This window comes from Haemophilus sp. SZY H56 (genome assembly GCF_054332415.1).
In genome coordinates this window covers 45,746-72,033 of record NZ_JBTGNX010000005.1, presented here as the reverse complement: position 1 = coordinate 72,033, position 26,288 = coordinate 45,746, and the positions used below count along the sequence as shown (strand labels likewise).

The window sequence follows — 26,288 nt, the reverse complement described above, 5'->3', positions numbered from 1 at the left end:
CCGCGAAATCACATTCCTTTAAAATACGCAACTTTCGTCATTTAAAAACAAAAAAGGAACTTTATGGAAGAATCTCAAGAACTAGAAAAGCTGCCTCGAGTAGTGACAGGTGTATTAAAAGTAGTATTAAGCTTTTCGCTTATCGCGTTGGCTTTAGTGTTGATTATTGCTTTAGCTAAAATCACGTACACTTTAGCGATTATGGTATTTAATACATCAAGCGTTGTGCCTTATGAAGTCGCTGAACAAGCCGTGATGTTTTTCTTATACTTCGGTTTTATTGGCCTTATTGTGCAATATTTTAAAAGTGGCTATCACTTTCCTTTACGCTATTTTATTTACGCAGGGATTACGGCCATGTTGCGTTTGATTATTGTGAATCATGAAAGCTCAGTTGATACCATCTTATTCGCAGGCGCGATTTTAATTATGGTTATTGCACTTTGTTTAGTGTTGTATTCCAATAAAATTAAAATTTAAAAGTGCGGTCATTTTGACCAAGGTTTTGGAATGGATTATTCCGGCACAATCCATTCCACTGTCCAACTTCCTGTACCTTCAGGGACGAGCGTTTGGGTCAAATAAGGCAAAATAGCTTTCATTTGCTGTTCTAATTGCCAAGGTGGATTAATCACCACCATTCCACTCGCGGTCATACCACGTTGATCACTATCAGGGCGAACAGCCAATTCAATTTTCAGAATTTTACGAATCCCTGTCGCTTCTAATCCTTTAAAAATGCGTTTTGTCTGCTGGCGAAGTACCACGGGATACCAAATCGCATAAGTGCCTGTCGCAAAGCGCTTATAACCCTCTTCTATAGCTTTCACCACCAAATCATAATCTTCTTTTAATTCATAAGGTGGATCAATAAGCACCAAACCTCTGCGTTCTTTGGGTGGAAGTGTGGCTTTGAGTTGTTGGAAACCATTTTCTGATTTTGTTGTGATATTCTTAAACTCTTTAAAATTATTGCGTAATAATGGAAAATCGCTTGGGTGTAATTCTGTCAGTAATGCACGATCTTGAGGACGCAATAATTGTGCAGCAATCATTGGTGAACCCGCATAATAGCGTAATTCTTTACCCCCATAATTGATCTTTTTAATGAGATCCACGTAGCGAGCAATCTCTTCGGGTAAATCTGTTCTTTCCCAAAGTCTTCCAATTCCCTCTTTGTATTCGCCGGTTTTTTCTGATTCGTTAGAACTTAAGCGATAACGGCCAACACCTGAATGGGTGTCGAGATAGTAGAAACCTTTTTCTTTTAGTGAAAGATCTTCTAGAATCAGCATTAGTACAATGTGCTTAAGCACATCGGCGTGGTTGCCAGCATGAAAACTGTGGCGATAACTTAACATAGTTTCTCCTTTATGATGAGAAAAGTACGCTCAAGATTGATGGTATAACTTTTCTGTAGAAAAAATATTATCACTTGAAACACTAAAACCTTTGAAGAGCTTTGAATTCAAGGGGATATTCATGATGTCAGAAATTTTTATAATCCGGCAAGCAACTTATGGAAAAGCAAATTAAAGGACTAATAATATATTATATGCTTATAGAGAATCTAGTTTTTTATTATAAATACTTTTGTTGTCTTATTTTACAAGGTAAGGAGTCATTTCTAGAACGTTGAATATAACACTTGAAAAGTGAGTCTATAATTTAACTTATTATTTTCATTACTTAAATTGACTCCTGAGGACTAAACAAAAAAATCTAAACTAAAGTTAATATCATTTCCTATTGTTTTATTCTTAATTGCGATATAAAATTATTTCAAATTTTAGTCGGGGTGCCACAAGGTGGCTGAGATGATACCCGTGAACCTGAAACAGTTAGTACTGACGTAGGAAACTAATATGCCAAAATATTTTCTCATTCTTCATACCTATTTTTACTCCTTTTCTGCCGTTACCTTTGGTTATTAATCCTTAGGTTAATGCTATGGTGAATATTCAGGATCTTAGTCTTGCTTTTGGAGAGCAAGTACTATTTGAACACCTTGATTTAACGCTTTTGCCTAATGAGTGGGTCAGTTTACTTGGCTGCTCTGGTGTAGGTAAATCAACGCTTTTGAGATTAATTGCAGGGCTTGAAATACCAGGAAAAGTTCAAGGCAATATCACCTCCCATCCTCATATTCGAGTGGCATGGTTACCGCAAAAAGATACCCTTTATCCTTGGCTTTCAATTGTTGATAACGTCCAATTAGAAAACGTACTATTTGGAAATAAATCTGCAAAAACCACTATTCGAGCCAAAGTATTACTTGAACAAGTGGGTATGTCAGAGCATCTGCATAAAAACAGTGCTCAATTATCTGGAGGGCAAAAACAAAGAGTGGCGCTCGCTCGAGTATTAATGCAAAACGCTGATTTAGTTTTACTTGATGAACCATTCTCTGCCCTTGATGCGATTAGTCGTTACCAATTACAAAACTTGGCCTATGAACTATTAAAAAATAAATCAGTATTATTAGTTACCCATGATCCTCAAGAAGCATTACGCTTAAGCCAACGTATTTTTGTATTACGTTCACCGCAGCCTAATCAATCAGCATTATCCGATGTTATAAAACCTGAAGGTAAAGCACCACGAGATCTAAACCAAAATAATTTGTGGATGCTCCAACAGCAATTATTGAACGAGTTATTAGAGGGAAAAAGATGAAACTTAACCTTCTTAAACCGCTCTTTATTGGAGTTATATTGCTTTGTCTATGGCAACTTATTGGTGTATTCGGTGATTTTCCCCATTACATATTTCCTTCTCCACAAGCTGTATGGTTGCAATTAACTTCTCATTCAGAACTACTTTGGCAACATACACTAATCACCTTAATTGAAATTGGCTTAGGGCTGCTACTGGGTTTTCTTTTTGGATTGTCATCAGCCCTATTGCTCTCTTTTTCGCCTAAAATATCGTCCTTACTGTTACCGGTTTTAGTGATTTCTCAAGCAATTCCTGTTTTTGCTATCGCTCCGATACTCGTACTTTGGCTAGGTTATGGCATGCCGTCAAAAATTGTTATGGCTATTCTCATTATCTATTTCCCTGTAACTGCAGCTTGTTACGATGGCTTACGCAATACACCTAAAGCTTGGATTGATCTCGCCAAAACATTCAAGCCATCCCCTTGGCGTTTATTACTTAAAGTACGTTTACCAGCTGCTTTACCCGCATTTGCATCAGGCTTTCGCATTGCTGTTTCAGTCGCACCAATTGGCGCTGTAATTGGAGAATGGGTGGGTTCATCAGAAGGGCTTGGCTATTTGATGATTCATGCCAACGCCCGTATGCAGGTAGATTTAATGTTTGCCGCATTGCTGATCTTAGTGGCAATTTCACTTTGTTTATATTTCAGCATTGATTGGCTACTACGCCGTTTTATTTGGAACGTTTAACACTTCATGACAAAAGGAGACAAAAATGAAGAAAATCATCCGTTATTTCAGTCTTTTAATTGGACTCACCGCCAGCTTTTCCAGCTTAGCAAAAGAGAAAATCAGCTTAATGCTTGATTGGTATGTAAATCCTGATCACGCCGCAATCATTGTCGCGCAACAAAAAGGCTTTTTTGAAAAAAATAACTTAGACGTCGACATTATCGAACCCGCCGATCCATCATTACCGCCTAAATTAGTTGCCGCAGGAAAAGTGGACTTAGCTATTAATTATCAACCTCAACTTTATCAACAAGTTGCTGAAGGATTACCTTTAGTACGTGTAGGCTCTCTGATTTCCAGCCCATTAAATAGCGTAGTGGTTCTAAAAAATAGCAATATCAAAACGCTTGCCGATCTGAAAGGGAAAAAAGTAGGCTATTCAGTCAGTGGCTTTGAAGATGTGTTGCTCGATACCATGCTCCATTCCATCGGACTCAGCAACCAAGACGTAAAATTAGTGAATGTGAATTGGTCACTTTCCCCTTCTCTTTTAACCGGACAAGTCGATGCGGTCATCGGGGCATTTCGTAATTTCGAACTGAATCAGATCCATTTAGAAAAACAAGAAGGCGTGGCATTTTTCCCAGAACAATATGGTGTGCCAGCTTATGATGAATTGATTTTAGTGGCGAACAGAAACAATCTTGCCTCTAAAAAAATTTCCGCTTTTTTGACCGCACTTGAACAAGCCACAACCTATCTACAAAGCCATCCAGATGAAGCATGGCAAGCATTTGTGAGCTATAAGCCAAAAGAACTTAATACAGAATTAAATCAATTAGCATGGAAAGATACCCTACCTTTATTAGCAACGAAACCCCGTCAATTGGATGCTAAACGTTATCAACAAATGGCGGAATTTATGCATCAGAAAGGGTTGATTACAAAAGCACTTGAATTGAAAGACTATGCTGTCGAATTACAATAAGGGAAAATGATGATTAATCAACTCATTCAGCAAGCGCAACCTTATTGGAAGCAATATGTTGAGCATGAATTTGTGCAACAACTTGCAAAAGGCACCTTGCCAAAAGCTTGTTTTCAACACTATTTAAAACAAGATTACATCTATCTTTTCCATTACAGCCGAGCTTTTGCCTTGGGCGTATTCAAGGCAAAAAATTTTGCCGAGATGGACATGCCACGTAAAACGCTCGATATTCTTTGCCAAGAAATCCAATTACATTTGGATTACTGCCGACAATGGGAAATTAGTGAACAGGAAATATTCCAAACACCCGAAAGTGCGGCATGTATTTCCTATACACGTTATCTGCTTGATTGTGGAATGACGGGCGGTTTACCTGAACTATATGCCGCCGTTACGCCTTGTGCTTTAGGTTACGCACAAGTCGCCCGTTACATCACAGAAAATTATCCCAAACAACCAAGCAATCCTTATCAAGCATGGATTGACGCATACTCTGCACCAGAATATCAACAAGCGGCACAAGAAACAGTTGATTTTCTTACCGCACTTTGTGAACCACTTAATGATGCCCAATTCGCTCATATCCAACAAATTTTTACTACGGCTACCCGAATGGAAATCGGATTTTGGCAAATGGGATTAGATTTAGCATAAAAATAAAGGTGTGAAATGAAATCTATTTATTTATCAAAAATTCGTGAACAAAACCCGCTTATTCATAACATTACCAACATTGTCGCGGCAAATTTTAGTGCCAATGGCTTACTTGCATTAGGTGCGTCACCATTGATGTCAGCCAACATAGAGGAAATGGTTGAGGTGCCGAAAATCAGCCAAGCATTAGTCATCAATATCGGTACTCTCATAGGTAAAGAACGAGAGGCTATGTTATTAGCGGGTAAAACGGCTAATTCTATAGGCATTCCTGTCGTGCTTGACCCGGTTGGAGTGGGCGCCACTCGTTACCGACAAGAAACAGTCCGTCAGTTATTGGCGGAAGTAAAATTTGCCTTAATTCGTGGTAATGCTGGTGAGCTAGCTGCAATTGCAGGTGAAGACTGGCAAGCAAAAGGCGTGGATGCGGGACAAGGTAAAACGAATCTACAAGAAGTCGCTAAACATGTTGCACAACGCTATAACTGTACGGTGTTGATTAGTGGAGAAGTCGATATTATCAGTGATGGTCAGCAAACTGCTACCATCCATAACGGTACGCCGCTATTTCCAAAAGTCACCGCATCGGGGTGTTTATTAAGTGCAGTATGCACAGCATTTTTAGCCGTTGATGAAGGTAAACATTTTTCTGCAACAGTCGAAGCCTGTGCCGCTTACACCGTTGCAGGGGAGCTTGCGGCTAAAAACTTAACCACGCAAGTCGGTCAATTCCAAATTCGCTTACTTGATGAATTGGCAGACTTAACACCTGATTTAATAGAACAAAATGCGGAGGTGAAATATGTCTAACATTCCACAAACATTGACTATTGCTGGTTCTGACTGCGGCGGTGGTGCGGGAATTCAAGCAGATTTGAAAACCTTTCAAATGCAAGGCGTATTTGGGACTTCAGTGATTACAGCTGTCACCGCACAAAACACACTTGGCGTATTTGATATTCACCCTATTCCGCTGAACACGATTCAAGCACAACTTGAAGCGGTTAAAAATGACTTTCAAATTGCAAGTGCCAAAATTGGCATGCTTGGCACGGCAGATATTATTGAATGCGTTGCTGATTTCTTAAAATATCGACCATTCGGCACATTAGTTCTTGATCCCGTCATGATTGCGAAAGGTGGGGCACCTTTATTGCAACAACAAGCTATTTCCGCACTAAGCAAATATTTATTGCCACTTGCCGATGTGATTACGCCAAATATTCCTGAGGCAGAAGCTTTAACTAGTTTTAAGATTTCTGATACAGCCAGCATTCAACAAGCCGCGTTAGACTTGCAAAAACAAGGCGCAAAGAATGTGATTATTAAGGGCGGACATTCACTCAATTCACAAAGTCAGCAATGCCAAGATTGGATCCTTTTACAAAATGGTGAACATTTTGTTTTGGAAAGTCCACGTTTCAATACACCACATACTCATGGCACAGGTTGTACTTTTTCAGCTTGCTTAACGGCAGAATTAGCCAAAGGGGCACCTCTAGAAAGTGCGGTCAAAACAGCCAAAGATTTTATTACGGCAGCTATTTCTCACCCATTGAATATTGGTCATGGACATGGACCAACGAATCATTGGGCTTACAGTCGCCTTTAAGGATTGAAAGATGAAAAATATTCAAGAAATTTTACCGATCTATTTTGTAGCAGGCACACAAGATTGCCGACATTTAGGTGATAATCCAGCAGATAACTTGCTTTCTGTTCTTAAACAAGCTTTAGAAGGTGGCATTACCTGTTTTCAATTTCGCGATAAAGGCAAATTCTCATTAGAAAATTCTCCAACAGAACAACGAGTCTTAGCCATTAAGTGCAGAGACTTATGTCGTCAATATAATGTGCCATTTATTGTCGATGATAACGTTGATTTAGCTTTAGAAATTGAAGCGGATGGTATTCACGTTGGGCAAAGTGATACGCCTGTAAAAACGATTCGAGCAAAAACCAATAAACCACTGATTATTGGTTGGTCAGTAAACCGTTTAGACGAAGCCAAAATCGGAGAGGAATTATCTGAAATCGATTATTTCGGTATTGGTCCAATTTTTCCGACTCAGTCAAAAGAAAATCCTAAACCTACTCTAGGAATGACGTTCATTCAAACATTGAGAGAAGCAGGAATCACCAAACCACTTGTAGCTATTGGTGGCGTAAAACGAGAACATGTAAAAACCTTACTGAAATATGGTGCTGATGGTGTTGCAGTTATAACGGCTATAACTCAAGCGAATGATATAAAAGTAGCCACTCAAGCCTTAAAGGAAGAAAGTAATGCAAGCAACCAATAATCCAAATAGCTTAAAACGAGTCGCAATAGCAACAATGATTGGCACCGCTATTGAATATTTCGATAACTATATTTATGCCATGGCTGCGGTGCTCGTTTTCAATCATCAATTTTTCCATGCAGCCGATCCGCTTTCAGGCCAAATCGCTGCGCTTTCTACGCTAGCACTGACTTTTATTGCTCGTCCTCTGGGGGCGGTATTATTCGGACATTTTGGCGATCGCTTAGGAAGAAAAAATACCTTTGTTATGAGCCTGTTAGTAATGGGAATCTCAACCGTAGTGATCGGCTTATTACCGACTTACGACAGTATCGGAATATGGGCAACCATCTTACTTTGCTTATGCCGTATCGGGCAAGGTATTGGTTTAGGTGGCGAATGGGGCGGCGCTGCATTAGTGGCAATCGAAAATGCACCTGAAGGAAAACGTGGTTGGTATGGCACTTTTCCACAATTAGGCGCACCTCTAGGGTTACTACTTGCCAATGGTATCTTTCTACTCATTACCACGCTTTTTGGACAAGCAGCAATGATTGACTGGGCATGGCGAATTCCATTTCTTTCCTCTTTTGTATTAGTTGCAATTGGTTTGTATGTTCGATTAAAACTTACGGAAGCACCAATATTTATTGCTGTACTTAACAAGCCTAAACCTAAAGCTTTACCGATGATAGAAGTAATCGTTACTCATTTCAAACCGTTCTTCTTAGGCATGATGATCTGCATTGCAGGCTATGTGCTCTTTTATATTATGATCGCTTTCAGCCAAATTTATGCAAAATCTGCCCCAACCGTATCAGAAGCTGGCTACGCAATGGGATTAGGTTTCTCACCACAAATTTTTACTGCTTTACTAATGTGCAGTGCGATTTCATTAGCTATTACAATTGCTATTTCAGGCAAATATATCGATATTGTTGGACGAAGAATTTGGTTAATTTGGACAACCTTTGGCGTGGCTATTTTTGGCTTAGCCTTGCCATATTTTCTCGATAATGGAACAACTACCAGTTTATTTTGGTTCTTGATGATAGGAATGGGGTTAATTGGCATGGGTTATGGCCCGCTTGCGAGTTTCTTACCTGAATTATTTCCAACACATGCTCGTTATTCCGGTGCATCGTTGACCTACAATATTTCAGGCTTATTCGGTGCCAGTGTAGCAGCAATTATTGCGTTACCACTGAATGCAAATTATGGCTTAAAAAGTGTTGGAATTTATCTAACCTTAAATGCCGTATTAAGTTTGATTGGACTTTGGTTTATTACGGAAACAAGAGATAGGCAACTGCGCTAGATAAATTTATCAAACTTAAAATTTAACTAATATTGAAAATATTTTGAGTAAAAGAATGCCTTTCACAAATTGAGATCGGAAAGGCATTTAAAATTAACTACACTTTTAGTATTTTAATCAGTACTAGAATAATTCTTCTGGTTGCGTTGCTGGAATGGCATCTTTAGTTTTACCTGTTCCACCGTTTAGACGTTGTTGTAACTCTGGTGGAACATAATAACCACGCTCTTGCATTTCCGCAATGTAAGTACGTTTAGGCTCAGTACCGACGATAAAGTATTCTTTGCGACCACCACCTTCAGAAAGTAAACCAGAGTTACTATCAATGGTTTTTTCCATGATGTTTGGAGGAAGCTCAAGTTGACGTTCTGGAACATCAGAAAGTGCAGCTTTCATATAAGCGACCCACGCCGGCATTGCAGTTTTTGCACCCGCTTCACCTTTACCTAATATGCGTTTGTTATCATCGAAACCAACATAGGTTGTGGTGACTAAGTTTGCGCCAAAACCTGCGTACCAAGCTACTTTCGCACTATTAGTGGTACCGGTTTTACCACCGATATCACTACGTTTAATGCTTTGAGCAATACGCCAGCTGGTACCTTTCCAACTAAGTCCTTGCTCACCATAAATCGCCGTATTTAATGCACTACGAATTAAGAAGGCTAATTCACCACTAATCACACGAGGTGCGTATTCTTGTTTTGCTGCACCGTCTTTCGCATCCGCCATTAAATCAACAGAACCGTCATTTAATGCGGATGTTTGAAGCTCTGGCAAGTCTGGTACATTCTCAGGTTGCTGATCGCCCTCACCTTCATCTGTATCGGTGTTGCTATTACCTTTAGCGGATTTTAGGTTATCAGGGTTAGCCACTTCTGCGACATCTTTAAAGCCATCAATTTTATCTTTGGTTTCACCATAAATCACAGGAATGTCATTACAGGTAATACAAGCAATTTTAGGGTTCGCAATAAATAAATCTTTACCGGTATTATCTTGAATTTTTTCGATAAGGTAAGGATCAATTAAGAAACCACCATTATCAAAAACTGCGTAAGCACGCGCCATTTCCAATGGCGTGAAGGATGCAGCACCTAATGCAAGCGCTTCACTCGCAAAATATTGGTCACGTTTGAATCCAAAACGTTGTAAGAAGTCAGCAGTGAAGCCAACACCTGCGGTTTGTAGTGCTCGGATTGCAATCATGTTTTTAGATTGACCTAAACCTACACGTAAACGCATCGGACCGTCATAACGATCAGGTGAGTTTTTCGGTTGCCACAAAGGTTGTCCTGGTTTTTGGATAGAGATAGGACTGTCTTGCAATACGCTTGAAAGCGTTAAACCTTTTTCTAACGCAGCGGCATAGATAAATGGTTTAATTGAAGAACCGACTTGCACTAAAGATTGGGTTGCACGATTAAATTTACTTTGTTCGTAACTAAAGCCACCCACCATGGCTTCAATTGCACCATTATCGGAGTTTAATGAAACTAATGCAGAGTTAGCGGCTGGGATTTGACCTAAAATCCATTCACCGTTATCACGTTTACGAATCCAAATTTGTTCGCCCACTTTAACCGGTGATCTACCTGCCCAACGCATTGCGTTAGAAGAGAGCGTCATCGTTTCATTATTGGCTAAAAGTAATTCTGCACCATTCTTACCTAATGCGGTCACTGCTGCTGGAATGAATGGTTCTGAATCAGGTAATTTTTTCAAGAAAGCGACAATACGTTCATTATCCCATGGGGCTTCACCTTTTTTCCAAAGTGGTGCACCGCCACGCCAGCCATGACGCATATCATAATCAATCAGGTTATTACGAACGGCTTTTTGTGCTTCTGCTTGATCTTTTGAGAGTACAGTCGTGAAGACTTTATAACCTTTGGTATAAGCATCTTCTTCACCAAAACGTTTTACCATTTCTTGACGAACCATTTCTGTCACATAGTCTGCACGGAACTCAAATTTAGCACCGTGATAGCTTGCGACGATTGGCTCTTTAATCGCTGCATCATATTCTGCTTTGGTGATTTTATTCTCATCAAGCATTCGACTTAAAACCACATTTCGACGTTCTTCCGCACGTTTTGGCGAATAGAGTGGATTCATGGTAGAAGGCGCTTTTGGCAAGCCAGCAATGATCGCCATTTCAGAAAGCGTTAATTCATCTAAGTTTTTACCAAAGTAGGTTTGAGCGGCGGCTGCAACGCCATAAGAACGATACCCTAAGAAAATTTTATTTAAATAGAGTTCTAAAATTTCTTGTTTGCTTAAGGCATTTTCAATTTCAATGGCCAATACCGCTTCGCGAGCTTTACGAATAATGGTTTTTTCTGGCGTTAAGAAGAAGTTACGCGCAAGCTGTTGCGTAATGGTACTTGCCCCTTGAGATGCACCACCATTGTTGACGGCAACAAAAATCGCACGAGCAATACCGACAGGGTCTAAACCGTGATGTTCATAAAAACGGCTATCTTCTGTTGCTAAGAAGGCATCTTGCAGGCGTTGAGGCACATTTTCTAATTTTACTGGAATACGGCGTTGTTCACCGACTTCACCGATTAATTTGCCATCAGCCGTATAGATTTGCATTGGTTGTTGCAACTCAACGGTTTTTAGGCTCTCAACCGATGGTAAGGAGGATTTTAAGTGAAAATACAGTACACCACCGGCGACTAACCCCAGTATACATATCGTAAATAGGGTACTTAATATTAATTTTGCGATCCGCATCGTAAAATTCTCTCTGGTTTAATGAATATTCAAAAAATCAAAATTATGATTTTGGCTGCTAAGTATAAAAGATTAATCCCTTAAAGAATAGGAAAGAATATGGGAATTGTTCCTAGAAAGCAGCTAAAACAAAAAATTGGTGTGAGTAAACAACAAGATAACCTCTATTTTGTTTGGCTAGATGAATTCTACAAAGTTCAATCTATTTGCTTAAATGGACAACAAAAGGACATTTTTCCCCAGTTATTACCTCATTTACCTCAAAAAGCGAACCAATGTTGTTTTATTGGTTCCATTTCCCCCCATTTGACTTGGTCTAAAACGCTTATTTTACCGCAAACACTCAATGCTCAGGAGTGTGAACAACAATGTCGTTTTATTTTGCAAAAAGAATTGCCGATTCCGTTGGATGAATTATGGTTTGATTATCTTGCCATGCCATTAAAACAAGGTTTCCGTTTGGATATCACGGCGATTCGACAAGAAAGCGCCAATGCAGAATTAGAAAAATATTTGCCGCTAAAATTGACCGCACTTGATTCACTGAATCACAGTATTTTACGTGCATTTTATGCCATTTTAGGTCAAGAGCCGATTAACACTTTATTTTTATATCAAGATCAACAAGGATGTCTCGCCGTTTGTGAACGCTTACAACAACGACAAGTTTTGCAATCTCAAGGTGATTTATCCGAACTTTATCAACAATTTACCCAGCGTTTTCCTGAAACCATAGAACAGATTTATATGTATCAAACGCCCGATATATTAAATTCACACACAATCGAATTACTGTCTCAGGATTGGCAGCGTATCGAAACAGATTTTCCTTTCATCGCCTTAGGTAATGCACTTTGGCAAACCGATTTAAAGCTAGTGGATTTATCTTTAAAACCAGCCGCACTTTTGCCTTTAGTTAATCGGGAGAGTGGTGATGTTAAGCCTTAATTTATTGCCTTGGCGTTTAGAACAACATCAAAAGGCCTTTCGTCGTTTTATGTGGCAAGGTTTCATTTGGCTAGCTTGTTCAGTTTTGATTGTCATTGGATTGAACCAACTCAATGAACAACAAGGGCAAGCCCTAAATCAGACAAAAGAAAAACTGACACAAATAACTCATCAAGTCCATCAGAAGCGCATTCAAGTTCAGCAACTACAAAGTAACTTAAAAGAAATGAATGAGTTGACTGAGATGGATACGGAATATGTGTATCGCCTGCTTAATTTATTAAGTGAGCTGCCATTACAACAGGGTGAGTTAGATGAATTTACGCTCAATGCGAAGCAAATTGTCCTTTCAGGCATGACAGAAAGCCAACAAGAGTTTGAAGAGATACATCAATTTCTCAAACGCCATTTTACAGAGGTTAACTTAACTAAGTTTCAGCCAGTGCAACAGCAGTTATTTTTTCAATTTGATATTCATTTATCGGAGTCTATGCAATGAGGAACTTTATCAATGAGCTAGTTCAAAAAAGTGCGCAAAGTTGGTTTGGGAGATGGCTTCGATTACCTCAAATGGTCCATGCTGCCTTTTGGTTGAGTGCATTAAGTGCAGTCATCTTTTTACCTGTTTTTCGTTACGTTGAAAATAGCAACGAACTACATCGACTTGACGCAGAATTGAGTTTGCAGCAGCAAGAGTGGGATAAACAGGAAAAGATTTTACAAACCTTAAGGCAAAAGTCAGACAGCCGACAACTTTCTCCTGAATTGGCTAACTCTGTGTTGCCGATTAATCAGCATGTACAGGCGCTGTTAAATGGGCGACTTCGAGCGTTGGATTTACGTTGGGATTTTTCTCAACATACTTTGTTGCATTTGTCGTTACAAGGCTATTTTGTCGATTTACAGCAATTTTTGACCGCACTTTTAAACGATGTTCCTACACTTTCTTTAACTCAATTAAACATTAAGAAATTAGATGAAGAGGAAAATGCTTCTATTACATGCGAGTTAATTTTCCAACTAAATAAGGACAAATAATGAAAAAGCTTTTCTTAATCTTGATAGCGTTTTTTTCTGTGTCAGCATTTTCGCAAGATCCTTTTGATCGTAAACAAAGAGAACAAACCGAATATCCAAAAGAGGGGCTTACCCTACCGCCAGTGTCGACTTGCGTGTATTCAGAGCTGAGACTGGCGGAGGAACGCCCATTGGCTCAGCTAGATATTGTGGGAGTCGTGCAATATGGTAAACAGGCAGAAGTATTATTTAATGATGATGGGCATATTCTTTCCGTTCAAGTCGGGCAGCGAATTGGAAAAGAAGGTTATTTAATTGAAAAAGTAAGTAAAAATGGCGTGACGCTTCAAAGTTATAAACCGGGGCAATGTGAACAAACGACCTCAATCATAATGAGATTTTAAAATGATAAAGCAGAAAATAAAAACAAAGTGCGGTCAGTTTTTAATGTGTTTTTTGATCCTATGGACAACTTACTCGGCGGCAGAAAATCGCGTATTTTCACTTCGCTTAAAACAAGCTCCCATGGTGGCGACACTCCAGCAACTTGCTCTTGAGCAAAATGCCAATTTAATGATTGATGATGAGTTAGAAGGAACGCTTTCATTGCAATTAGAGAACGTAGATTTTGATCGTTTATTGCGTTCTGTGGCAAAAATCAAAAGGCTCTCTTTTTATCAAGAAAATGATATTTATTATTTGGGTAAGCCTTCTCAACATGAACAATATGCAGAGAAAATGACAGAACCTATGGCGATTAGCGGAGAAAGTTTGCCTAGTGAAACACCACTTGTGAGTACAACGGTTAAACTGCATTTTGCTAAGGCCTCTGATGTGATGAAATCTTTAACAACTGGTAGTGGTTCTTTGCTTTCACCTAGCGGCACAATTACCTTTGATGATCGAAGCAATGTATTACTGATTCAGGATGATGCACGTTCTATCAAAAATATCAAAAAATTGATTGCAGAGCTGGATAAACCCATTGAACAAATTGTCATCGAAGCACGTATTGTGACGATTACTGATGAAAGCCTGAAAGAGTTAGGTGTACGTTGGGGTATTTTTAATCCGACTGAGGCTGCCCATCGAGTGAGTGGCAGTCTAGATGCGAATGGTTTTAGCAATATCAGTAATAATTTAAATGTGAATTTTGCGACAACGGTCACGCCAGCTGGCTCATTAGCATTTCAAGTCGCTAAAATTAATGGCCGATTATTAGACTTAGAATTGACTGCACTTGAACGTGAAAATAACGTAGAAATTATTGCGAGCCCTCGCTTACTCACGACCAATAAGAAAAGTGCAAGTATCAAACAAGGGACGGAAATTCCTTATGTAGTGACGAACGGGAAAAATGACACCCAATCAGTGGAGTTTCGAGAAGCTGTGTTGGGATTGGAAGTCACACCGCATATTTCAAAGGATAATAATATCTTATTGGATTTATTAGTCAGTCAAAATTCCCCGGGAAACCGTGTGGCTTATGGGCAAGGTAACGAAGTCGTGTCTATTGATAAACAAGAAATTAATACACAAGTTTTTGCTAAAGATGGGGAAACGATTGTATTAGGTGGTGTATTCCACGATACGATCACAAAAGGAATTGATAAAGTGCCGCTATTGGGTGATATTCCAGGTATTAAGCGCTTATTTAGTAAGGAAAGTGAACGTCATCAAAAGCGAGAGCTTGTAATTTTTGTGACTCCTCATATTTTAAAACAAGGTGAAAGAATGGAAATGGCTAAGAAAGAAAAGCATTTTAAGCAAATTGAAAAAGCGAAAAAATAAAGTGCGGTCAATTTCTCTGATGTTTTCTCATTTTTTTCAATTTAGCTGTGTGTATTGCAAGCGATCTATTCATCTTGGTCGAAATGGATTGTGCAGTCGATGTCAGAAGCAAATTAAAACTTTCCCTTATTGTGGGCGATGTGGTTCACCCTTGCAGCATTATGCAATGGGCTGTGGACATTGTTTGAGAAATGAACCCGCTTGGGATCGTATTGTGATTATTGGGCATTACCTCGAACCGCTTTCTTCACTTATTCATCGTTTTAAATTTCAAAAACAGTCTTGGTTAGATCGCAGTTTATCGCGTTTGCTTTATCTTGCGGTGCGAGAGGCGAGACGAACGCATGGACTCTCACTGCCACAGGCGATTATCCCTGTGCCGTTATATCATTTTCGGCAATGGCAACGAGGCTACAACCAGGCTGATTTATTAGCGAACTGGTTGAGCCGTTGGTGTGATGTGCCTAACTGTCATCATGTGGTGAAACGAATTAAACACACCCACACTCAGCGAGGTTTAAGTGCGAAAGATCGACGATATAATCTACAAAATGCTTTTACAGTGAATACCAAAAAGTCTTTTCCTTATGAACGTGTTGCGTTGGTGGATGATGTGATTACAACCGGCTCAACGTTGGCAGAGATAGCCAAACAGCTTCGAAAATTAGGCGTAAAAGAAATTCAAGTGTGGGGCTTAGCGAGAGCCTAAATTTTTAAAGATAGGATTTATCTATATTTATAAAAATAGGAATAAATATAGAAAAAATTACCATATAGGAGTATCATTCTTGATATATTGCATCAAGTATTAGGATTTTATTTATGGAACAAATTTTTATTTCAGATGCTGCACAAGCACATTTTCGGAAACTTTTAGATACACAAGAAGAAGGTACCAATATCCGTATTTTTGTTGTGAATCCGGGTACACCTGGAGCAGAATGTGGCGTGTCTTATTGCCCGCCAAATTCAGTTGAAGCGACTGATACTGAAATGAAGTACGATACGTTCTCTGCATTTGTGGATGAAATCAGCTTACCGTTTTTAGAAGATGCGGAAATTGATTATGTAACAGAAGAGCTTGGGGCTCAACTGACTTTAAAAGCGCCTAACGCAAAAATGCGTAAAGTTGCGGATGATGCGCCTTTAATTGAGCGCGTAGAGTATGTGATTCAAACACAAATCAACCCACAATTAGCCAGTCATGGCGGTAAAATCACGTTAATTGAAATTACTGATGACGGTTATGCAGTTTTACAATTTGGTGGTGGCTGTAACGGTTGTTCAATGGTGGATGTCACCTTAAAAGATGGGGTAGAGAAACAGTTAGTTTCGCTCTTCCCAAATGAATTAAAAGGTGCAAGAGACGTAACCGAACACCAACGTGGTGAACATTCTTATTACTAAGAATAGAAGATAAAAAAGGGCGAATGATTCGCCCTTTTATTTTTTAAGCGGCAGATAATTTCTGTAGCAATCGATCCATGGCTCGATATCCGAGCGCTTCAGCTAAATGGGGTTGCTGTATTTCTTTTTCGTCATTTAAATCAGCAATCGTGCGTGAGACTTTTAAAATCCGATGATAGGCTCTTACTGAAAGTCCTAGCTTATTGAGTGCATTCTCAAGGAATAGCGAGTCTTTATCTTGTAATTTACAATCCCGTTCAATTTCTTTGCTTGAAAGATACGCATTGATTTTACCGGCTCGGGCAAGTTGAATTTCTCTCACTTTTAACACTTTTTCTCGTACTTGCTGGCTTGTCTCACCTCTATCCCCTGTATTCTGTAAGCTACCTTGTGGCAGAAGAGGTACTTCAATAGATAAATCAAAGCGATCTAAAAATGGCCCTGAAAGTCGGCTTAAATAACGCATCACTTGCTGCGGCGAGGTGCGATTATGTGTTCCCGTATAATGCCCGGTTGGACTTGGATTCATCGCGGCAACGAGTTGAAAGCGAGCGGGGAATTGGATTTTTGCATTGGCACGCGAAATAATAATTTCTCCACTTTCTAAGGGCTGTCGAAGTGCATCAAGCACTTTACGCTCAAACTCAGGCAATTCATCAAGAAAAAGTACGCCGTTATGTGCGAGTGATATTTCGCCTGGTTTTGGAATGGTTCCCCTGTCAAAGTTACAAATAAGTGGCATAATAGGCAACAAATGGAACGGTAGAATAAGGCTTAAGCCTATTTTTTTACCTTAAAAAGATACTATTTAATGGCACTATTTACACAAATAACTGTCAAAATCTTTAAAAAGATACTAATAAAAGTCAAATTATCTATGAAAACAGAACAAATTTTTAAACAAGTTCGTAAGATTAAACCAACACGCCTTAGTGTATCAGGTTATCTTCCTTTCAAGAAAGGCATTAGCGTACCTTACGAATCTACGCTTGAGCGTGACCTATTGCTCTATTTTACTTATATGTCTGCGGTAGAGGAAATCGTTTCTCAGCCTGCTCGCATTTTGTTTGTAAAAAATGGGCTAACCTATCCTTACACACCAGATTTCCTCATTCGTTTCAATGATGGGCGACCGTCCTTGTTAATTGAAGTGAAACCAAAATCAAAATGGCAAGAACATTGGCGGGATTGGAAAGAGAAATGGAAAGCTGCAATGAAATTTGCGAAGAAGAATGATTGCATCTTTCATATTTATGATGAAGATAAAATTCGTCATCTTGCTTTATTCAATATCAATACTGTACAGCGATATAAGAGATTACAGTGCGATCCTGAAGATATTAAAGCGGTACTCTCTCAAGTGGAATTGCTTGGTGGCACCACAATAGATTATCTACTTTCTCGTTTCTTTACAGGTTCTTTGTATCGCACGAAAGGATTACAAATTATCTATCACTTGTTGGCAACCAAACAACTAACTTGTAATTGGTTTGAGCCACTTTCTGAATTTACTGAAGTTTGGGGATATTCAAATGACTAATTCAAATGAAAAAGGATTTATTCACCTACGTTATCATGGCAAGTTAGAGCGTGGTCGTATTATTCTTCAAAAGGGTAATATTTATGTAAATCGTGAAGATGGCGAACAATATGAGTTACTTGAATATCTTGATGAAGATGCTCAGGTCATGATTCGACATATTCATACTCGCCAAAGTAAGATTGCCAGTATTCATCAGTTAGATAATTTGAAAATCAACGAACGTGAAGATGTATCAGTTGATTTAAGTGCAATCAGTGATGATTATTGGGAAAAGGCATTGAAAAAATACGAAATGATTAAACCGTTACTTAACTATGAGCAACATAGTCCAGCTTCGGTAAGAGCTCGAGCGGAAGAAGTTGGCGTAAGTGAACGCAGTTTATACCGATGGTTGCAATCCTATAATTCACTAGGCTCTATCGCAGGGTTGGTTAGTCGTAAACGTGGTTGGGCTGAAGGTAATTCTCGTTTAACTAAAGAACAAGATGAATTAGTTACATTAGTCATTAATGAGTTTTACCTGCACAAGCAACGTCCTTCTATTGAGCAGACGATTCGTGAAGTACAACGTGTAGCGAGTCAAAAAGGCATTGATAGCCCTAGTCGTAGAACAATTCGACAACGTATTTTACGTATTTCGGAAGAAGAAAGGTTACGTAAACGTGGACAAAAAGAAAAAGCGAAGAATAAATTTACACCTAAACCAAATAGTTTTCCAAATGCTGATTCTCCGCTAAGTGTGATTCAAATTGACCATACACCTGTTGATTTAATTATCGTAGATAATCAGTATCGCAAGCCGATTGGCAGACCATATTTAACGTTAGCAATGGATGTGTATAGCCGAATGATTACAGGTTATTACCTTTCGCTTGATGCACCATCTGTTACTTCTGTCGCAATGTGTATTGCTCGCAGTATTTTGCCCAAAGAGCGTTTATTACTAGACCATAATATCAAAGGTGAATGGGCTGTATTTGGTTATCCAAATAAAATTCACGTAGATAACGGTGCAGATTTCCGTTCACTTGATTTATCAAAATCTTGTGAAGCACACGGTATTGCTTTGGAATTTCGCCCAGTCGGTCGTCCTGAATTTGGCGGACATATTGAACGTGTGATTGGTACATTTATGAAAGAGGTTCATGGTTTGAGTGGTACAACTTTCTCTAATACGAAAGAAAAAGATACTTATCAATCCGAAGCCGAAGCTGTAATGACGTTAGATGAATTTGAATCTTGGCTAATTAACTACATTGTGAATGTGTACCATAAACGTACGCACTCTGCTTTAGGAATGTCGCCTGTTCAAAAATGGCGTTTAGGTATTTTTGGTGATAAAGACCATGTGGGCTGCGGTTATCCGCAGATGCCTGTTGATGAACAAACATTATTACTCGATTTTTTACCAAGTGAAAAACGCACGATTCAACATAATGGCGTAACGATAGATGGCTTACGTTACTATGATGTTGCTCTCAATATGTACATTAATGATTCGGATGAAAACGGTAAAAGCAAGGAATTTTTATTTCGTCGAGATCCACGTAATATTGGCAAAATTTGGTTTTACGATCCAAGATTAAAACGTTATTTCCCTATTCCGTTTGCAGATCAATCATTACCTGATATGAGTATTTGGGAATATAAACAAGTTCGTCAATTCTTGAAAGACAAAGATGAAAAATTGATTCATTCACAACAAATTAATGATGCTTTAACAGAAATGCGTGAAATGGTTGAGCAATCAGCTCATAGAACGAAGAAAGCTCGCCGACAAGCACAACGACAGAAAGTCCATGCAAAAAGTGATGTAGTAATACCGACTAATGTAATCGAGAAAACACAACATGAAATAGTAAAAGCACCAGCTTCTAGCTTGCTTTCAGATGATGAATTCACATTTGGGGATATTGAATAATGGAAAAGAAATATGAGTATGTTCATGAGAAATTTCGTCATTTAGTTACCGCAAATAATCAAGAACGGATTGAGTTTTTAGATGAACCTCGTTGGGTGGGTTATTCTGTTGCAAATCAAATCATTGACAATCTAGTTTCACTGATGAATAAACCGAAAAGACCAAGAATGTTTAATTTGTTGGTAGTAGGTGATTCTAATAATGGTAAAACAACGTTAATTCGCCATTTCTATGATTTGTACGGACAATCTTATATTGATAGCCGATCGGATGGTGTTCGCCCTATTATTTTGGCAGAAGCACCGCCGAGTGCAAATGAGAAAGAACTTTATATTTCATTGTTAGAGCGTTTTTATGTACCTTATCGTGCAACAGATAGTGTAGCAAAGTTACGTTATCAAACGATTCATTTGTTTCGTGAATACAAAGTAAAAATGTTAGTTATTGATGAATTTCATTCTTTACTTGTGGGTACGCCACGTTTGCAACGTCAGGTGATGAATGCGATTAAAATGTTATGTAATGAACTGCAAATTCCTATTGTTGGTGTAGGTACAAGAGATGCAATTCGTGTACTACACACTGACCCACAACACGCCAGCCGTTTTGACGTTGCTGAATTGCCAACGTGGAAATTGGATAAGGACTTTCAAAAGTTACTTTTCCAATTTCAGGGTGTTTTGCCATTGAAGAAATGCTCTAACCTACAATTGCCTGAACTCGCTACTAAAATTCATACGATTTCAGGTGGAAATCTAGGGAATGTACATCGTTTATTGACTGCGTGTGCAGTAGAAGCAATTACATCAGGTACTGAGCAAATTACGTTAGACATTATTGAGAAAAACTCATGGGTACAACCGACGCAGGGCTTCCGAAAAATTATCGGATAAAATCAGGTACGATTAGAACGCCAATACAACCAAATGAAAGCATTAGTTCGTGGTTAATTCGTGCAGCATTAGATTGCGGCACTGACCCATTAACGTTCACAGGATTTTATTGGGATAAATTGCGGTTATGGACGTATGATTTAGATAGGGGATTTGAACCTATTCAGCAGCAAATCTATTCTGATATTTGTGACTTATCTCTGAATGGAATGGTAAACCTAGAAGCTCACTCTCTTTATTCTGCATTAAAACGGATTAACGGTGAACAGACCCTAATGAAAGGTCAAGCGAAGTGGGTACTGCCAAGAAGCTCTCGTAATCGCTCACATCATAGTGGTCAGCATTATTGCTCATGCTGTTTAGATGAAGCACCATATTTACGGAATGAATGGCGTTTTGCATGGTATTTTGGTTGTCTGAAACATCAAACATTACTTGATGCAAAATGCTCTTGTTGTGGTGAGCTATATCAACCGCATTTACTGTCTGCGGATAAAAGACAACTCAATTATTGTCATCAATGTGGTGAGATGTTGAGTCATCACTCTGATTTATTAAGTGAAACGGAAATTGAAACACTACAAATACTAGATGCTGTTTTTACAAGTGATTTAGGTATATGTTTTCAGAAACAAGTTAATTCTCAAGAGTATTTTATTATTTTACGTTATTTTATTAATCTCATTCGTCGTGGAGCAATAGTAAAATCTTCTCACGCTATTGCAAGGTTTCTTGAACAGTTAGGCATATCACAAGGTAATCTATGTCAACCTAAAACAGCATTAGCATTTGAATTGCTACCGATAGAGGAACGTAAAAATCTTTTGGTGAATGCTGTAAAAATTCTTCAGTTATCTTCCGAAGCAATTATTTATACGATTCAACAAAGTGAGATTACACAAAAAGCCTTTGCTTTTGAAAATTACCCTTCTGAGCTTGATTCACTATTCAAGCATGCAAGAGAAGGTAGAGAAGTTAATCGAAAAACAATAGTAAATAAGCCTAAAATTAATTCTAATTTAAGTCTTAACCGTCAATGGGAACGACTAAAACGACAATTACAAATTGCAGTATGAAGATAACCCAAATTCGTTCGCAAAGTAGTTGTTCTATTTGTGGAAAAACACCAGTTACACGCAAATTCCGAGAGGAATACTATTGTGCGAATTGTTACGCTCAATGGTTTAAAAAGAAAACCTGTAAGTCATGTGGTCAATTAAAGCGTATTCACCGTGATGGCGAATTTTGCCTTGAGTGCGAACGTTTGACGGATTGTGTTCGTTGTGGAAAAGAAGCTGGTACATTTAATGTAGGAATGGTGACGAATTACGGAGCTGTATGTTCATCATGTGTTCGTTACTTCCGTGAAGAACAAATGTGTTCAGAATGTGGCAATATGACCCGAGATAGGTATCGTTCACCAATCACAAAAGAATCTATATGCCTTTCTTGCTATCGACGATATACTTTTGCAACGTGTAAGAATTGTAGCCGTTATCGCAAAATTCATAATCAAGAGAAGCAGTTATGCAAAAAATGTGATGAACAGTTACTTTCAACTTGCCCTAAGTGCAAAACGGAAATGGCTTCAGGTTATGGAAATATTTGTCCTGACTGTGCAAGACGAACCTTATTATTCAATATGATTCGCTTAAATGTGCATATCTTTCGCCATAAGACAATTAAAACAGCCTATAAGAAATTTATTTTTTGGTACATGAGAAAATGCGGGATTAGCGTTGCTTTACATAAAGGTTCAGACTTTATGAGATTTTTTATTGATTGTGATGATATTTGGCAGAAAATCCCTGATTATGAAAAGTTGGTTATTCATTTTAAACCAAATGGCTTGCGTGCAAATTTAACTGTATTACGCTGGTTACTTGATACGAATCAAGTAGTTGTAGATGAAGCTTTAAAAGACGATTTAGCTGAAATGCAACGCATACAATCCCTTTTTAATAAACTTAAAGAATCTGTACCTTGTATAGCAAGTTACTATAAACTTTTACAAAGACGATATGATGATGGTAAAACTTCACTAAAATCTGTTCGGTTAGCTTTACAGCCAGCTATCGACTTAATAAGCTCTAACGACATTACTGATTATCCAACACAGGAACAGTTAAATGACTATCTTACTGATAAATCAGGACAAGTGGCGTCAATTACAGGCTTTGTCAATCACCTAAAATCGGCATATCACTGCGAGTTAGACATTGACCGCAAACTTATTCAACAGATGAAAGCTAAACGGCTTAAAAAGCATTATTCGAAACGTTTAGTTGAACTCTACAAACAGACCGAATTAATGGATGATGAACAGATGGAATTAGTATCCGTTGTCCTATATAGCTTACACGGTATTGAAATCAAAAAGCCAAAACCTGATGCCATTTTACTGCTAGATGGTGTGGCTTATTACCGCGATAAGACGAAGGATTATTTCCTTCCTCAAGATATTTATCTGCGCATAAAACTGCAATTTTGACGAGAAAAATGTTATTTTTTCGAGCGAGATCGAAAAATTGAAACATATTTCTAGACAGAAATCGCCCGACTGTTAAAGTTACATCCAGTTATTAACCATCAATACTAATTGGAGAGCAGTTATGAACAGTACAACAAACTTAACCTTAAAAGCTCAATTTAAACAATGGCTTGAAGAGGAACAGAAAAACGATGAAATGATTGTTATCGGCACTATTCCGCATATATTAAGACGGTTTGATAAGCGATTAGCTATCATTAAAGGAAATCGGTTCGAGAAATATTATCTAAGCAAATGGCGAAGATTATTTCGTATAGATAAAGAGATTTATAAGTGAATTTAATATTATAATGAATTCTAGATACTATCTATACATTTCTATTTTTAGGATAATTAGGTATGAAACGACAAGAAAATTCTTTTCCCTTTGATCGAATCATTCAGCCATTTCATGAAATGGCTGCTTATGAAGCACTATGGAAAAAATATAATACATTTAAAACAGTAGCAGATTTGTTTAGGGAGTATCCACACTCTAGACCCTCTGAATTCGTACCCCCTAAAGAAATTGATGAAATGAAAGAGTTTATAAAAAATCAATTTCAAAACAAGGGAATTGATCGAGTTGGTATTCGTGTAAATGGATGTTTCGATTATCCCGAAAGATTACGAGATGCTCGAAATCCTATTGAGGCTTTTTATTTTAGAGGTAATTGGGAATTAATTGAGCATCCCAAACGAATAGCTATTGTTGGTTCCAGAAATGTTAGTAATGATGGTATCAAGAGAACTAGAAAGCTAACAAAATTACTTGTAGAAAATGGATATACAATTGTATCAGGTTTAGCCAAAGGAGTGGATACCATTGCTCATTTAACAGCAATAGAATGTTCAGGCAGGACAGTTGCCGTTATAGGTACGCCTATTACAGAGAGTTATCCTCTAGAGAATAAACATTTACAAGATAAAATTGCAAGAGATTATCTTCTAATTAGTCAAATTCCAATTTGGAAATATAATCAGCATGATTATAGAACTAATAGACAGTATTTCCCAGAGAGAAATGTCACAATGTCAGCTCTGACTCAGGCAACAATAATTGTTGAGGCTAGTGAAACATCTGGAACATTAATCCAAGCTAGGGCAGCTCTTGCTCAAGGGAGAAAATTATTTATCTTAGATAATTGTTTTCTAAATCCTAATATTAGATGGCCTCAAAAATTTCTAAATAAAGGTGCTATTAGGGTAAAGAAAATAGAAGATATTTTAAATAATTTGGAAGGGTGATATGAAATCTTTTATTAAAACTTTGGAAGAAGAAAATCTCTCTGATTGCTATTATCTAGAAAAAGGCGATGTTTGCTTTTACTTTGGTGATTACACTCCACGAGGTGGATATGATTGTAGTGATGTAAATCGATTAATCGCAAATTTAAAGAAAGGTATTGATAGAAAAGATAGAGGAGATTATAAATATAAGAATTTAGCTATAGAACAGTGTGTATCAATGGTTAAATCTGTTCTAAATGATGTATTAGAACAGACAAAAGACCCTATTGTAATTATTCCTATACCGCCGTCAAAATCTAAAGAACATCAATTATATGATGACAGAATGCTTAGAATAGCAACCCAAGCTAGTTTAAATGAAGAAAGGATAAATGTAATAGAATTTGTAGAGCAAATTCACTCAACAGATGCTTTTCATTTGTCTGAAAGCTCTAGACCAACCCCGAACCAATTACAAAATAACTATCGTATATTAAAGCAAATTCCACAAAATTCTGAAGTGGTTTTGATTTTTGACGATGTCTTAACTACAGGTAGCCATTTTAAAGCTATAAAGAACTTGTTATTAGAGCAGTATCCTTATTTAGAAGGTAAAATATATGGGTTATTTATTGCTAAAGTGGTTAGGACATAAAATAAAACGGCATAATAATTTTTCTGTGTGATGTTAAGTAGCTTAGATAGTTTGCATGAGATGTGGAGAGTTGGAGGCGTAAGTCCTTTTTCATTTTTGTTCAACCAGTAAGTAAATTCTCTCTTATCTTTACGATAAGCCCTATTTCTCTAAAAAACTGGTTGAACAAAATAAAAACGGGTGATTCCCAAAAAAGCAAATCGAGAATATTTGCCTAAATTCAACATCATTCTAAATCAAGTTTTAGGCATATTGCAAGTATTAGCAACTAATTTTATTGTATATAGAAATAAAAAATCGTCATCACAGGCGATTTTAAAACTCAATAATAGTTACAACCTGACATGATTTATTTCTCTATACTCATGTTGCCCCAATACCCCAACTCAAATACAAGCGGTAGATTTACTGCTAGAACTTGCAAAATCTTAATCATAAACAACCGCTTGTATTATCCCTGTGTTCTATGTGGAATATTTAGCCATAATTTCATCAAAAGATTTTAGGCTATCTAAAAACTCCTCAAAATTATTTGCCACAGGAAAAAGCAGCATCTTTCCTGTTTCTTCATCATATTCATCATGAATTACAATACAAATCTTTGGTTCATCTCCGTTTGGATCCTCTCGATAATCAAAACAGATAAAGTCCCCATTTCCTGTACGAGCAAATGAATACACAGCTTCATAACCATAAGTTGGATCATCATAAATATATTGTCTACAGATATTTTGAGGATCTGGGTTCTGTTCAGTTTCAAAGCTATCAAAACCAATAGCAGCCATACCATCTTCTTTATTATAGCTATCATAATAAGTAATATAACTAGGTTCTACCGAAAGATTATTATGTTTCGATATCAATTCAACATATAACTTAGGAAACTTGATATTAAAAATATTTTCAACGTCTTTAATGATTGAAATATCAACTGTGCCATTATCATATGTAATTTCTAAATTTCTAAATTTCAT

The 26,288-nt window shown here is 37.8% G+C and carries 26 protein-coding genes, 3 pseudogenes and 1 riboswitch; of the genes and pseudogenes, 24 read left to right on the top strand and 5 right to left on the bottom strand.

Annotation, left to right across the window (positions count from 1 at the left end; translation table 11 throughout):
• Positions 1-63 precede the first annotated feature (63 nt).
• Complete coding sequence (gene psiE / locus ACXVWP_RS05040; protein WP_049362461.1) at positions 64-480, top strand: phosphate-starvation-inducible protein PsiE; 417 nt, start codon at positions 64-66, stop codon at positions 478-480.
• Between the two features lie 35 nt (positions 481-515).
• Here the strand turns inward: psiE and ACXVWP_RS05035 are convergent, their stop codons facing one another.
• On the bottom strand, positions 516-1,361 hold the full coding sequence (locus ACXVWP_RS05035; protein ID WP_289902119.1) for a 23S rRNA (adenine(2030)-N(6))-methyltransferase RlmJ: 846 nt from the start codon (positions 1,359-1,361) through the stop codon (positions 516-518).
• A gap of 423 nt (positions 1,362-1,784) precedes the next feature.
• A riboswitch (TPP riboswitch) is annotated at positions 1,785-1,876 on the top strand.
• A 74-nt stretch (positions 1,877-1,950) separates the two neighbouring features.
• Here ACXVWP_RS05035 and ACXVWP_RS05030 point away from each other — a divergent pair.
• The 8 genes from ACXVWP_RS05030 to ACXVWP_RS04995 are packed head-to-tail and all read left to right on the top strand — an operon-like array spanning position 1,951 to position 8,637.
• Complete coding sequence (locus tag ACXVWP_RS05030; RefSeq protein WP_126470271.1) at positions 1,951-2,676, top strand: ABC transporter ATP-binding protein; 726 nt, start codon at positions 1,951-1,953, stop codon at positions 2,674-2,676.
• Entirely contained in the window at positions 2,673-3,410 is a 738-nt protein-coding gene (locus tag ACXVWP_RS05025; RefSeq protein WP_289902118.1) for an ABC transporter permease, read from the top strand. Before ACXVWP_RS05030 ends, ACXVWP_RS05025 begins: the two co-directional genes overlap by 4 nt.
• A 25-nt stretch (positions 3,411-3,435) precedes the next feature.
• Positions 3,436-4,380 carry an ABC transporter substrate-binding protein gene (locus tag ACXVWP_RS05020; protein WP_297568388.1) on the top strand — a complete coding sequence of 315 codons (945 nt, stop codon included), beginning with the start codon at positions 3,436-3,438 and terminating at the stop codon, positions 4,378-4,380.
• 9 nt (positions 4,381-4,389) lie between these two features.
• A complete protein-coding gene (tenA, locus tag ACXVWP_RS05015; protein ID WP_289902166.1) occupies positions 4,390-5,037 on the top strand; it encodes a thiaminase II in 648 nt (215 codons plus the stop codon).
• A gap of 15 nt (positions 5,038-5,052) precedes the next feature.
• The gene (thiM, locus tag ACXVWP_RS05010; protein WP_289902116.1) at positions 5,053-5,847 is read left to right on the top strand and encodes a hydroxyethylthiazole kinase; all 795 of its coding nucleotides are present in this window, start codon (positions 5,053-5,055) and stop codon (positions 5,845-5,847) included.
• Complete coding sequence (gene thiD, locus ACXVWP_RS05005; RefSeq protein WP_289902115.1) at positions 5,840-6,649, top strand: bifunctional hydroxymethylpyrimidine kinase/phosphomethylpyrimidine kinase; 810 nt, start codon at positions 5,840-5,842, stop codon at positions 6,647-6,649. Before thiM ends, thiD begins: the two co-directional genes overlap by 8 nt.
• A gap of 10 nt (positions 6,650-6,659) precedes the next feature.
• Entirely contained in the window at positions 6,660-7,340 is a 681-nt protein-coding gene (gene thiE, locus ACXVWP_RS05000) for a thiamine phosphate synthase (RefSeq protein ID WP_289902114.1), read from the top strand.
• Positions 7,324-8,637: an MFS transporter gene (locus tag ACXVWP_RS04995; RefSeq protein ID WP_289902113.1), complete on the top strand. Its 1,314-nt coding sequence runs from the start codon at positions 7,324-7,326 to the stop codon at positions 8,635-8,637. The genes thiE and ACXVWP_RS04995 overlap by 17 nt, the downstream gene beginning before the upstream one ends.
• Before the next feature lie 123 nt (positions 8,638-8,760).
• Here ACXVWP_RS04995 and ACXVWP_RS04990 read toward each other — a convergent pair.
• Both ACXVWP_RS04990 and ACXVWP_RS04985 read right to left on the bottom strand, forming a co-directional pair.
• A pseudogene (locus tag ACXVWP_RS04990) lies at positions 8,761-9,453 on the bottom strand (penicillin-binding protein 1A); the annotation flags it as partial.
• 75 nt (positions 9,454-9,528) lie between these two features.
• Positions 9,529-11,379 (bottom strand): annotated as a pseudogene (locus ACXVWP_RS04985) (penicillin-binding protein 1A); the annotation flags it as partial.
• A gap of 99 nt (positions 11,380-11,478) precedes the next feature.
• Here ACXVWP_RS04985 and ACXVWP_RS04980 point away from each other — a divergent pair.
• The 7 genes from ACXVWP_RS04980 (at position 11,479) to nfuA (ending at position 16,542) form a co-directional block, all read left to right on the top strand.
• The gene (locus ACXVWP_RS04980; RefSeq protein WP_289902111.1) at positions 11,479-12,327 is read left to right on the top strand and encodes a competence protein ComA; all 849 of its coding nucleotides are present in this window, start codon (positions 11,479-11,481) and stop codon (positions 12,325-12,327) included.
• Positions 12,314-12,826: a competence protein ComB gene (locus ACXVWP_RS04975; RefSeq protein ID WP_289902110.1), complete on the top strand. Its 513-nt coding sequence runs from the start codon at positions 12,314-12,316 to the stop codon at positions 12,824-12,826. The genes ACXVWP_RS04980 and ACXVWP_RS04975 overlap by 14 nt, the downstream gene beginning before the upstream one ends.
• Positions 12,823-13,365 (top strand): competence protein ComC, encoded by a 543-nt coding sequence (locus tag ACXVWP_RS04970; RefSeq protein WP_289902109.1) that lies wholly within the window; start codon positions 12,823-12,825, stop codon positions 13,363-13,365. Before ACXVWP_RS04975 ends, ACXVWP_RS04970 begins: the two co-directional genes overlap by 4 nt.
• Complete coding sequence (locus tag ACXVWP_RS04965) at positions 13,365-13,748, top strand: pilus assembly protein PilP (RefSeq protein WP_289902108.1); 384 nt, start codon at positions 13,365-13,367, stop codon at positions 13,746-13,748. Before ACXVWP_RS04970 ends, ACXVWP_RS04965 begins: the two co-directional genes overlap by 1 nt.
• A 1-nt stretch (position 13,749) precedes the next feature.
• The gene (locus ACXVWP_RS04960) at positions 13,750-15,135 is read left to right on the top strand and encodes a type IV pilus secretin PilQ (RefSeq protein WP_289902107.1); all 1,386 of its coding nucleotides are present in this window, start codon (positions 13,750-13,752) and stop codon (positions 15,133-15,135) included.
• 19 nt (positions 15,136-15,154) lie between these two features.
• A complete protein-coding gene (locus tag ACXVWP_RS04955; protein ID WP_289902165.1) occupies positions 15,155-15,844 on the top strand; it encodes a ComF family protein in 690 nt (229 codons plus the stop codon).
• A gap of 113 nt (positions 15,845-15,957) precedes the next feature.
• Positions 15,958-16,542: a Fe-S biogenesis protein NfuA gene (nfuA, locus tag ACXVWP_RS04950; RefSeq protein WP_005694707.1), complete on the top strand. Its 585-nt coding sequence runs from the start codon at positions 15,958-15,960 to the stop codon at positions 16,540-16,542.
• Positions 16,543-16,585: 43 nt separating this feature from the next.
• Here the strand turns inward: nfuA and ACXVWP_RS04945 are convergent.
• Positions 16,586-17,257, bottom strand: a pseudogene (locus ACXVWP_RS04945) (ATP-binding protein); the annotation flags it as partial.
• Between the two features lie 162 nt (positions 17,258-17,419).
• On the opposite strand from ACXVWP_RS04945, the gene ACXVWP_RS04940 reads away from it, so the two are divergent.
• The 8 genes from ACXVWP_RS04940 (at position 17,420) to ACXVWP_RS04905 (ending at position 25,314) form a co-directional block, all read left to right on the top strand.
• Complete coding sequence (locus ACXVWP_RS04940) at positions 17,420-18,082, top strand: TnsA endonuclease N-terminal domain-containing protein (protein WP_458473285.1); 663 nt, start codon at positions 17,420-17,422, stop codon at positions 18,080-18,082.
• On the top strand, positions 18,075-20,006 hold the full coding sequence (locus tag ACXVWP_RS04935) for a Mu transposase C-terminal domain-containing protein (protein WP_297568368.1): 1,932 nt from the start codon (positions 18,075-18,077) through the stop codon (positions 20,004-20,006). Before ACXVWP_RS04940 ends, ACXVWP_RS04935 begins: the two co-directional genes overlap by 8 nt.
• Entirely contained in the window at positions 20,006-20,899 is an 894-nt protein-coding gene (locus ACXVWP_RS04930; RefSeq protein WP_297568365.1) for a TniB family NTP-binding protein, read from the top strand. The genes ACXVWP_RS04935 and ACXVWP_RS04930 overlap by 1 nt, the downstream gene beginning before the upstream one ends.
• Positions 20,857-21,975: a TniQ family protein gene (locus tag ACXVWP_RS04925; protein WP_297568362.1), complete on the top strand. Its 1,119-nt coding sequence runs from the start codon at positions 20,857-20,859 to the stop codon at positions 21,973-21,975. The genes ACXVWP_RS04930 and ACXVWP_RS04925 overlap by 43 nt, the downstream gene beginning before the upstream one ends.
• Entirely contained in the window at positions 21,936-23,390 is a 1,455-nt protein-coding gene (locus ACXVWP_RS04920) for a hypothetical protein (protein ID WP_458473283.1), read from the top strand. The genes ACXVWP_RS04925 and ACXVWP_RS04920 overlap by 40 nt, the downstream gene beginning before the upstream one ends.
• Before the next feature lie 121 nt (positions 23,391-23,511).
• Entirely contained in the window at positions 23,512-23,727 is a 216-nt protein-coding gene (locus ACXVWP_RS04915; protein ID WP_297568357.1) for a tRNA delta(2)-isopentenylpyrophosphate transferase, read from the top strand.
• A gap of 62 nt (positions 23,728-23,789) precedes the next feature.
• Entirely contained in the window at positions 23,790-24,677 is an 888-nt protein-coding gene (locus tag ACXVWP_RS04910; protein WP_297568355.1) for a DNA-processing protein DprA, read from the top strand.
• Position 24,678: 1 nt separating this feature from the next.
• A complete protein-coding gene (locus ACXVWP_RS04905) occupies positions 24,679-25,314 on the top strand; it encodes a hypothetical protein (protein WP_297568352.1) in 636 nt (211 codons plus the stop codon).
• Between the two features lie 464 nt (positions 25,315-25,778).
• Here the strand turns inward: ACXVWP_RS04905 and ACXVWP_RS04900 are convergent, their stop codons facing one another.
• The gene (locus ACXVWP_RS04900; RefSeq protein ID WP_297568349.1) at positions 25,779-26,288 is read right to left on the bottom strand and encodes an SMI1/KNR4 family protein; all 510 of its coding nucleotides are present in this window, start codon (positions 26,286-26,288) and stop codon (positions 25,779-25,781) included.

Coding starts and splice junctions, on each gene's coding strand:
- psiE (WP_049362461.1), top strand. CDS start 64: ATGGAAGAATCTCAAGAACTAGAAAAGCTGCCTCGAGTAGTGACAGGT.
- ACXVWP_RS05035 (WP_289902119.1), bottom strand. CDS start 1,361: ATGTTAAGTTATCGCCACAGTTTTCATGCTGGCAACCACGCCGATGTG.
- ACXVWP_RS05030 (WP_126470271.1), top strand. CDS start 1,951: ATGGTGAATATTCAGGATCTTAGTCTTGCTTTTGGAGAGCAAGTACTA.
- ACXVWP_RS05025 (WP_289902118.1), top strand. CDS start 2,673: ATGAAACTTAACCTTCTTAAACCGCTCTTTATTGGAGTTATATTGCTT.
- ACXVWP_RS05020 (WP_297568388.1), top strand. CDS start 3,436: ATGAAGAAAATCATCCGTTATTTCAGTCTTTTAATTGGACTCACCGCC.
- tenA (WP_289902166.1), top strand. CDS start 4,390: ATGATTAATCAACTCATTCAGCAAGCGCAACCTTATTGGAAGCAATAT.
- thiM (WP_289902116.1), top strand. CDS start 5,053: ATGAAATCTATTTATTTATCAAAAATTCGTGAACAAAACCCGCTTATT.
- thiD (WP_289902115.1), top strand. CDS start 5,840: ATGTCTAACATTCCACAAACATTGACTATTGCTGGTTCTGACTGCGGC.
- thiE (WP_289902114.1), top strand. CDS start 6,660: ATGAAAAATATTCAAGAAATTTTACCGATCTATTTTGTAGCAGGCACA.
- ACXVWP_RS04995 (WP_289902113.1), top strand. CDS start 7,324: ATGCAAGCAACCAATAATCCAAATAGCTTAAAACGAGTCGCAATAGCA.
- ACXVWP_RS04980 (WP_289902111.1), top strand. CDS start 11,479: ATGGGAATTGTTCCTAGAAAGCAGCTAAAACAAAAAATTGGTGTGAGT.
- ACXVWP_RS04975 (WP_289902110.1), top strand. CDS start 12,314: ATGTTAAGCCTTAATTTATTGCCTTGGCGTTTAGAACAACATCAAAAG.
- ACXVWP_RS04970 (WP_289902109.1), top strand. CDS start 12,823: ATGAGGAACTTTATCAATGAGCTAGTTCAAAAAAGTGCGCAAAGTTGG.
- ACXVWP_RS04965 (WP_289902108.1), top strand. CDS start 13,365: ATGAAAAAGCTTTTCTTAATCTTGATAGCGTTTTTTTCTGTGTCAGCA.
- ACXVWP_RS04960 (WP_289902107.1), top strand. CDS start 13,750: ATGATAAAGCAGAAAATAAAAACAAAGTGCGGTCAGTTTTTAATGTGT.
- ACXVWP_RS04955 (WP_289902165.1), top strand. CDS start 15,155: ATGTTTTCTCATTTTTTTCAATTTAGCTGTGTGTATTGCAAGCGATCT.
- nfuA (WP_005694707.1), top strand. CDS start 15,958: ATGGAACAAATTTTTATTTCAGATGCTGCACAAGCACATTTTCGGAAA.
- ACXVWP_RS04940 (WP_458473285.1), top strand. CDS start 17,420: ATGAAAACAGAACAAATTTTTAAACAAGTTCGTAAGATTAAACCAACA.
- ACXVWP_RS04935 (WP_297568368.1), top strand. CDS start 18,075: ATGACTAATTCAAATGAAAAAGGATTTATTCACCTACGTTATCATGGC.
- ACXVWP_RS04930 (WP_297568365.1), top strand. CDS start 20,006: ATGGAAAAGAAATATGAGTATGTTCATGAGAAATTTCGTCATTTAGTT.
- ACXVWP_RS04925 (WP_297568362.1), top strand. CDS start 20,857: ATGGGTACAACCGACGCAGGGCTTCCGAAAAATTATCGGATAAAATCA.
- ACXVWP_RS04920 (WP_458473283.1), top strand. CDS start 21,936: ATGGGAACGACTAAAACGACAATTACAAATTGCAGTATGAAGATAACC.
- ACXVWP_RS04915 (WP_297568357.1), top strand. CDS start 23,512: ATGAACAGTACAACAAACTTAACCTTAAAAGCTCAATTTAAACAATGG.
- ACXVWP_RS04910 (WP_297568355.1), top strand. CDS start 23,790: ATGAAACGACAAGAAAATTCTTTTCCCTTTGATCGAATCATTCAGCCA.
- ACXVWP_RS04905 (WP_297568352.1), top strand. CDS start 24,679: ATGAAATCTTTTATTAAAACTTTGGAAGAAGAAAATCTCTCTGATTGC.
- ACXVWP_RS04900 (WP_297568349.1), bottom strand. CDS start 26,288: ATGAAATTTAGAAATTTAGAAATTACATATGATAATGGCACAGTTGAT.